Annotated in this window: 1 protein-coding gene; it reads right to left on the bottom strand. The window is 55.4% G+C overall.

Annotated features, from left to right (window positions below):
• Nucleotides 1-38: 38 nt before the first annotated feature.
• Nucleotides 39-482: a hypothetical protein gene (locus HMPREF2605_RS01195; protein ID WP_070846705.1), complete on the bottom strand. Its 444-nt coding sequence runs from the start codon at nt 480-482 to the stop codon at nt 39-41.
• Nucleotides 483-781: the final 299 nt, after the last annotated feature.

Raw genomic sequence — 781 nt, 5'->3', positions numbered from 1 at the left:
CTCTTTGCATACGCCGTTTTGAGTTACCGGGGGCGCCGTTATATGCGGCCGGCTACGGCAATCAAGAACAATGCGACGATGATGGCGAAGGGAAGGGCAAAAATTACACCCGCCCAGCTGAGAATACGACCCGCTAGGGCAGGTACACCGTGCCTCTGCGCTACCCACCCCTGCCAGATACCCAGGATGTTCAGCACCGGCGCGGCGAGAGCTACCTGCAGACCACTTTCTCCAAGACCCTGGACAAGCAACCAAAACCCTAGAACGAAAGACAGCGGGCTGAGGAAGCCGAAAAGCAGGGAGAAGTTCGCAGCCCTTTTACCGTCTTGTGTTCCTTGCACAGCGGGAGGTTGCTCGCTCGCAGGTTGCTCCCAGTCGTCCGTGCCGTCAGTCTCCGGCTGTTGGCTGTCATCCGCTTGGTAGAGCTTGGCGTATTCAGGGTTGTTATCAAAATCTTCGTTATTTTGGGGTAGCTGCGACATCGCATCCACAACCTTTCACATTCCGCACGAGGGGGGTGTTAACTTCACCCTAGACCCTCCCCCGCCGAGAGAACAAGCATGTCGAGCCGATTCCACCAAACATACGGCATACATACAGCAAAGCCTCGTACCTCAACACGAGGAACAGGGCTCTTTGCATACGCCGTTTTGAGTTACCGGAGGGCGTCGTCAGTTGATTTGTGACAAGGCATTCGCAATATACATGAAGAGGGCGGCGATACCGATGAAAAAGCATAGCCCCAGCCAGTTGAGAATACGACCCGCTAGGGCAGGTACAC

Origin of the sequence: Rothia sp. HMSC065C03 (genome assembly GCF_001837295.1) — a bacterium.
Taxonomy (GTDB): Bacteria; Actinomycetota; Actinomycetes; order Actinomycetales; family Micrococcaceae; genus Rothia.
The sequence above is the reverse complement of the archived record's forward strand: the minus strand, read 5'-3'. Positions and strand labels throughout refer to the sequence as shown.